Source organism: Nonomuraea composti (assembly GCF_012034275.1).
GTDB lineage: Bacteria > Actinomycetota > Actinomycetes > Streptosporangiales > Streptosporangiaceae > Nonomuraea > Nonomuraea composti.
Genome location: NZ_JAATEP010000120.1, coordinates 1 through 6942, shown reverse-complemented (window position 1 = coordinate 6942; position 6942 = coordinate 1). Strand labels below are relative to the sequence as shown.

At 68.5% G+C, this 6942-nt stretch carries 4 protein-coding genes and 1 pseudogene; all 5 read left to right on the top strand.

Annotated features, from left to right (window positions below):
• A pseudogene (locus tag HCN51_RS57330) lies at positions 1–470 on the top strand (hypothetical protein); the annotation flags it as partial.
• A 78-nt stretch (positions 471–548) separates the two neighbouring features.
• Complete coding sequence (locus HCN51_RS57325; RefSeq protein WP_168022172.1) at positions 549–3587, top strand: Tn3 family transposase; 3039 nt, start codon at positions 549–551, stop codon at positions 3585–3587.
• Positions 3588–3837: 250 nt separating this feature from the next.
• Positions 3838–4332: a SigE family RNA polymerase sigma factor gene (locus tag HCN51_RS57320; RefSeq protein WP_168022171.1), complete on the top strand. Its 495-nt coding sequence runs from the start codon at positions 3838–3840 to the stop codon at positions 4330–4332.
• Entirely contained in the window at positions 4329–5417 is a 1089-nt protein-coding gene (locus HCN51_RS57315) for a TolB-like translocation protein (protein ID WP_168022170.1), read from the top strand. Before HCN51_RS57320 ends, HCN51_RS57315 begins: the two co-directional genes overlap by 4 nt.
• A gap of 314 nt (positions 5418–5731) precedes the next feature.
• Positions 5732–6709, top strand: a complete 978-nt coding sequence (locus tag HCN51_RS57310; protein ID WP_346434193.1) for a tyrosine-type recombinase/integrase — start codon at positions 5732–5734, stop codon at positions 6707–6709.
• The last annotated feature ends 233 nt before the right edge of the window (positions 6710–6942 follow it).

Here is a 6942-nt window from a genome sequence, read left to right as displayed (position 1 = left end):
GGAACCGCATCCAGGCACACCTCGCCGCCGAACGCACCCGGCGTGGCACGATCCTGCTCGACCAGGGCGTCGACGGTCTGCTGTCCACCCTGCATCCGGACATCCGCTGGGCGCCGCCGACGCTCTACATCCGCAACGGCGACGAGACCCCTGCCGAGCTGACGCTCGACGGGCGAGGGCTGCTGCTGGTGTCGTCGCTCTTCCTGCGGGTTCCCACAGTGATGTACGACCCGAGAAGCCTCACCGGCGGCTTCCTGTTCTACCCGGCCGCCCTCGGCGCCGAGCAGGCCGCGAGCGTCTGGACGACCGGGACGTCGTCGAGCGCGCTGGCCGGCCTTCTGGGCCGCACCCGCGCGGCGATCCTCACCGCCATCGCCGACGGCGTGACCGGCACCGGTGTCCTGGCCAGGCGTCTCGGCCTCCCTGTAGTCCCGGGGAAATTTTGGTCGGGTATCGCTGACCTGCACTGATGCGGGCATGTTCCGTTTGTTGATCACTTCCGCTACGGTTCGTACGGTCCTGACCGGGTTGCGGTGTGGAGGTGGTCGATGTCGACCCGGATGTTCTCCGAGGACCAACTGGAGCGGCTGCGCTCTTTCCCCGACATCAGCCGTGAGGATCTGATCCGGTACTTCACCCTGACGCCCGCCGACGTCGCCTTCATCGACCCGGGTCGCGGTCGCGGCCCGGGTGATCGATTAGGGCTTGCCGTTCAACTGGCGACGTTGCCCTGGCTGGGGTTCGTGCCGGATGAGGTGAGCTCGGCCCCGCCGGTGGCGGTGGCCCGGTTGGCCGAGCGGCTGGGGATCGATCCGGTCGTGCTGGAGGGGTACGGCGAGCGGACGCGCACCCGCTCGGATCATCTGCGGTTGGCGGCTGGCTATCTGGGGTGGAAGAGCGCCCCGGCCGGCAGTACCGCGATGAAGGAGCTGGAGCAGTTCCTGCTGGACCGGGCGATGGAGCACGACTCGCCCACGTTGTTGTTCAACTTGGCCACCGAGTATCTGATGGCGGCCAAGACAATCCGGCCGGGTGTGACGACGCTGGCCAAGATGGTGGCCACCGCCCGGACCGGCGCCACCGCGCTCACCTGGGAGAAGGTCGCGCATCTGCTGACCGGTCAGTTACGCGCGGACCTGGACCGCCTGCTGGTCTATGACGCGAGGCTGAAGATGACCCGGCTGGTCTGGCTGATCAAGGCTGCCACCGATGCCAGCGCCACCTCGGTGAAGAACGCCATCGACAAGCTGCTGTACCTGCGCAACATGGACGCGCACACCCTGGACGTGTCGGAGCTGGCGGCCGAGCGGCGCCGTTTCCTGGCCTCGGTGGGCCGCCGCTCGACCAACCAGGCGTTGGAGCGCCGCGAGCCGCAGCGCCGCTATCCGATCTTGCTGGCGGTGGTCGCGCAGTCCGCCGTGGAACAGGTCGATGAGGTGGTGATGTTGTTCGACCAGGCTGTGTCCGCGCGGGAGTCGCGGGCCAAGTCCAAGACGGACGAGGCGCTGATCGAGCGGGCGAAGGCGGGTGAGGCCCGTCAGCTGCTGCTGGATGTGATCTTGCCGGTGCTCGCCGACCCCTCCATCCCGGACGAGCAGATCGGCGGGCTGCTGCGTAACACGATCGGGATGAGCAAGCTGCGCGAGGTTGTCTCCGAGGGCTGGAAGAAGCTGCCCCGCGATCACGGCCGCCTGTCGGCGCTGCACGCCTCCTACACCTACCTGCGCCAGTTCACCCCGCAGGTGCTGGCGGCGATCGACTTCCAGGGCGGGACCGGCACCGCGGACCTGATGGAGGCGGTGGCCCTCTTGAAGCGGCTCAATGAGAGCGGAGGCCGCAAGGTGCCCGACGGTGCGCCGACCTCGTTCGTGCCCACCCGCTACGCCGAGTACCTGGCCAAGGCGCGAAAAGACGGCGACGAGACCGCCTACCGCCACTATTGGGAGCTGTGCGCGGTGCTGGCGCTGCGCGACGGGCTGTGCTCCGGCGACATCTTCGTGCCCGGCTCGCGCCGCTACGCCGACCCGGCCACCTACCTGTACACGCCCGAGCAGTGGGCGCCGCGGCGTGCCGACTTCTGCAAGCTGGTGCGCAAGCCGGCTGAGGCGGCCGAGGCGATCGAGCAGGGCAAACAGGAGCTGCACGCCGCGTTGGGCCAGCTGGAGCAGACGCTGGCCCAGGCGCTGCCGGACGACACCGGCGCGGTCCGGCTCGATGAGGACGACAAGCTGGTCATCCCGCCGCTGTCGGCCGAGGACGTGCCGGGCGAGGTCAAGGAGCTGAAGGCCGAGCTGACCGGGATGCTGCCGTTCGCGCCGATCGCCTCGCTGCTGATCGAACTGGACGTACGCACCGGGTTTCTGGACTGCTTCACCCACGCCGGTGGCCGCAAGATCAGCACGTCGAGCGAGGTCAAGCGCAACATCCTCAGTGTCCTGATCGCCAACGCCACGAACCTGGGGCTGGCCAGGAGCTCGGAGGCCTGCGGCATCGGCTACGACGTGCTGCGCTGGACGCAGGAGTGGTATGTGCGGGAGGAGACGCTGCGCGAGGCCAACACCTGCCTGGTCAACCACCACCATGCCCTGGAGCTGTCGAAGGTGTTCGGCGGCGGCACCATGTCGAGTTCGGACGGCCAGAGGTTGCCCGTGCGCGGGAAGAGCACGACCGCCCGGGACATGACCATCCACGGCGGCCAGGTGCTGTCGTCCTACACGCACGTGTCGGATCAGCACTCCACCTTCGGCACCAAGATCATCGTGCCGAACGCGCGGGAGGCGCACTTCGTGCTGGACGACTTCCTGGGCAACGCCACCTATCTGCCCCTGTTCGAGCACACGACCGATACCCACGGCGTCACCTTGATCAACTTTGCCCTGTTCGACCTGGTGGGCAAGCTGCTGTGCCCGCGCATCCGCGATCTGGGCAAGATCACCCTGATCCGGGACGACACCCCTGCCGAGACGGTCAAGCGCTACCCGCACGCTGGCCCCCTGCTGAGCACCCGCTGGAACGAAGACCTGATCACCGAGTGCTGGCGCGACCTGCTGCGCATGGCCGGGTCGCTGAAATACGGCCAGGCCACCGCCTCGCTGGTGGTGGGCAAGTGGTCGGCCGCCTCCCGGCAGAACACCCTGGCCGCCGCGCTGAAGGAGTGGGGCATGCTGCGCCGCACCCTGCACGCGGCGAAGTATCTGTCGGACCCGGCCTACCGCAGGAAGATCGCCCGCCAGCTGAACAAAGGCGAGAGCCTGGACGCGCTGCGCCGGGACCTGCACTACGCCCAGCAGGGCGCGGTCACCAAGCCCGCCCTGGCCGATCAGACCGACCAGGCATGGTGCTTGACCGTTTTGACCAACACCGTCATCACCTGGACGACGGAATACTACTCGCTGGCCGTGCGGCAATTGCGTGCGGCAGGCCGAGACGTGCCGGACGAGCTGCTGGCCCACATCTCCCCGGCGCACAGCGAGAACGTCAACTTCTTCGGCGTGATCACCGTGGACGTAGAGGCGGAGCTGGCCAAGCTCGACACCAGCGGCTGGCGACCGCTGCGGCCCGCGCAGCTGCGCGAACTGGGGCTCTGAGCCGATACCGGCGCAGAACCTGTTCCGGTGGGCTCGCGACTGGCGAGGGGCGACGGGTGGTCTGGCAGGGCGAGGCGGTCCACTTGTCAAACTTGCAGTGCCCCCCTTGGTCTCGTTCCTCTATCGCTGCCCTCGGTTAAGGGCCTCTCGATTCCTTCTCAGCGATCTGGGAGAGCCCAAGGCCCCTTGTCCGTTGCTGACTACGGTGGGCATTCCAACCTGGAGCCCCTCGCCGGAGTTAATTCGATACATGGACCGTTACGAGGGGTTCCACGAGTTCGTACGCACGCGTCAGCAGTCGCTCATGCGGACGGCGTACCTACTCACCGGGAACCCCCATCTCGCCGAGGACCTCTTGCAGACGGTCCTCACCCGTGTCGCCTCCCACTGGACGAAACTCGCCAAAGGCGGCAACCCTGAGGCCTACGCCCGTAAGGCCCTGGTGAATCAGGCCATCTCGTGGCGCAGGCGCAAGCAGGTTGAATTACCAGGGGCCGAGCTGCCGGAGACAGCCGAACCGGGGCAACCACACGACGAGGCAACTGTGCGCCGTCTCACCCTGCGCCACGCGCTGGCGAAGCTCACGTCTAAGCAGCGGGCCGTGATCGTACTGCGCTTCTACGAAGACCGCTCAGAGCTCGAGACCGCGCAGCTCATGGGCATCTCGGTCGGCACCGTCAAGAGCCAGACCAGCTACGCGCTGTCCAAGCTGCGCGCGCTCGCCCCGAATGAGGTGTACCGATGAATCACACGTTGCGCGAGGACCTGCACGCGCTGGCCGACCAGGCGCCCACCGTCGATCTGGCGGCACAGGCGGTGCGCGGCGCGCGCAGGAGGCGCGCCACCCGGCTGGCTGTGGTCGCCGTCGCTGTAACGTGCCTGATCGCGCTCGGCGGCGGAGCCATGCTCCTACAGATACGTTCCACATCCCCGATCGTGCTCGCCCCGCCTGACACCAAGGCCCTTCCGTTGCCCGCGAAGGGTGTCGGGCCGGTGGAGCAGGCCTTCCGGCCTGGCTGTGTCGGTAGCTCGTGCGCCGGCAGTCCTTGGCAGATCGTGACGCGCCAGGGCGAGACCTACCAACTGGGCAAGGAAGCTACTGGGCCGCTGGAGGTCACGGCCGACGGCCGCAGGATCGCCTTCTACAACTCCAAGCATCGTGGCATCGTCGTACGCGATCTGGCGAGCGGCAAGACGTGGCAGGCGCCGCTGAAGCAGCCCGCGGACGACGTCGCGGCTGAGTACACGCTGCGGCTGTCGCCTGATGGGCTGCGTTTCGTTGTGTCCGGGTGGGGCGGCCGGCGGGAGCCGAACAAGCTGGTGGATGTGGAGCGCGGGACGGTAACCAACCTTAAGCGGGGATGGTGGCCGGTGAGCGTGTCGGACGGTTCGGGACCCGTCGTGCTGGCCAAGCCATACGACATGACCAGCCAGGTGTGGATGCTCGGCCATGATCCGATCACCATCCGGGACTTCACGTACTACTACAGCAGCCTCGCACCTGACGGGCGAACGCTCGCCCGGCTGGGACAGACCGTCGACCGGAACCGGCGGCCGATGGTGCAGCGGGACGGATCCATCGTGACCTTCAGTGCGACGCAGGCCGGTCGGGAGAGCCGTACCTCAATCTCCGGGCTGCCGGAAGGGCTCCATCCTTCGCGGCTCGGGAGCTGGGTGAACGCCACGGAGGTAACCGTGCTGGCCGTCCCCGAGTCTCCGAGCAGGACTGCGTCGGTGGTTTACGCGGTGGATGTGCGGACAGGCAAGAGCAGGGAACTGTTCGCAGTACGCAAGGACGGCCTGAACGTGGTGCCGGGGCTGGTGCGCTGAGCGCGACGATTTCGGGAGAGCAGGGCACGCTGGGCTAAGTGGTCCAAGACTAAGACCGTGGCCGCCACGAGTACCGAAGGTGACCAGGGGCCAGAGATGATCCTCCTCGGCCCCTGGTCACTCATGCGATCTCCTTCAAACACCGGCACGGTAGACGCACATCTCAGGCCCGCTCGCCACTATCGATGCGACACAGAACTTGCATTATCTGTCACATAGGCGGCCGTCGGGCTGTTGTCTGCCCAGCTCGGCATTCGCCGCAGCGACGGCGACTCGGCTACATTATGTGTCACATCGCCTGTCCGGAGGTCGCCGTGTCCGTCGTGGCCTTCCCCGCTCACCCGACCCCACCGGCCGATCCCGCCGCCGGCCCGGCGACCGAATCGCCGATCGCGGCCGCCGTCGAGCGTTTCCTGGAGTCGGTGCAGGCGGCCACCACCCGCGCCGGCTACGCCGAGACCCTCGCCCGCCTGACCGCCGTGGCCGGGCTGGACTATCCGGTCGCCGCGCTGACGCCCGAGCAGTACGCCGCGGTGATGGAGCGCTGGACAACCGCGGCCGCCGCCACCTGGAACCGGCACCTGTCCGCGCTGGTCTCCTTCACCACCTGGGCCCAGCGCCAGGACCTCCTCGCGACCAACCCCGCCCGACGGCTGGAGCGCCGCAAGCCCGCCCGGCGCGGTGACCGCGCCATCCCGGCCACCCGGCTGGACAAGCTGTTCACCAACCCTGCGCACGCCCTGCGGGAGAGGGTGCTGTGGAGGCTCCTGTACGACACGGCGGCCCGCGCCGAGGAGATCCTCACCCTCAACGTCGAGGACCTCGACCTGGAGTTCCGCCGCGCCCGGGTCGTCTCCAAGGGCGGCGCCATCGAGTACGTGCACTGGGCCACCGCTACCGCCCGGCTGCTGCCCCGCCTGCTGGCCGGCCGCACCGCCGGGCCGGTGTTCCTGGCCGACCGGCGCGCCCCCACGTCCGGCTCTCGCGCGCCCGTGCGCGGTGACATCTGCCCGATCACCGGGCGGGGCCGTCTGTCCTACCCGCGCGCCGAGCACCTGTTCAAGACCGCCTCCGCCGAACTGGATCCGCACCACCAAGGGTGGACCATGCACCAGCTCCGGCACAGCGCGTTGCAGCATCTCGCGCAGGCCGGACGGACCGCCCCGGAGTTGCAGGCCAAAAGCCGCCACCAGCACCTGGCCAGCCTTGGCCGCTACGTCCGCCTCGGCGAAGAGACCTCCGCCCGCATCACCGCCGAGGCCGACCCCGTTCAGCGCCGCCGCCCCCGCTGAGCATCCCACCGGCCCAGCACCGGAGACGCCGTCAGTGCAGGTCAGCGAAATCCGACCAAAATTTCCCGGGACTACAGGGAGCCCGTCTCGACGTCTCCTCGGCGGCGGTCAGCCAGCACACCGCCGTACTGCGTGAGGCGGGCCTGATCACCACGCTCCGCCATCACGGCACCGTCCAGCACCACCCCACGCCGACCGGCCTGGCCCTCCTCGACCGGCCTGACACACCCCAC

Coding starts and splice junctions, on each gene's coding strand:
- HCN51_RS57325 (WP_168022172.1), top strand. CDS start 549: ATGTCGACCCGGATGTTCTCCGAGGACCAACTGGAGCGGCTGCGCTCT.
- HCN51_RS57320 (WP_168022171.1), top strand. CDS start 3,838: ATGGACCGTTACGAGGGGTTCCACGAGTTCGTACGCACGCGTCAGCAG.
- HCN51_RS57315 (WP_168022170.1), top strand. CDS start 4,329: ATGAATCACACGTTGCGCGAGGACCTGCACGCGCTGGCCGACCAGGCG.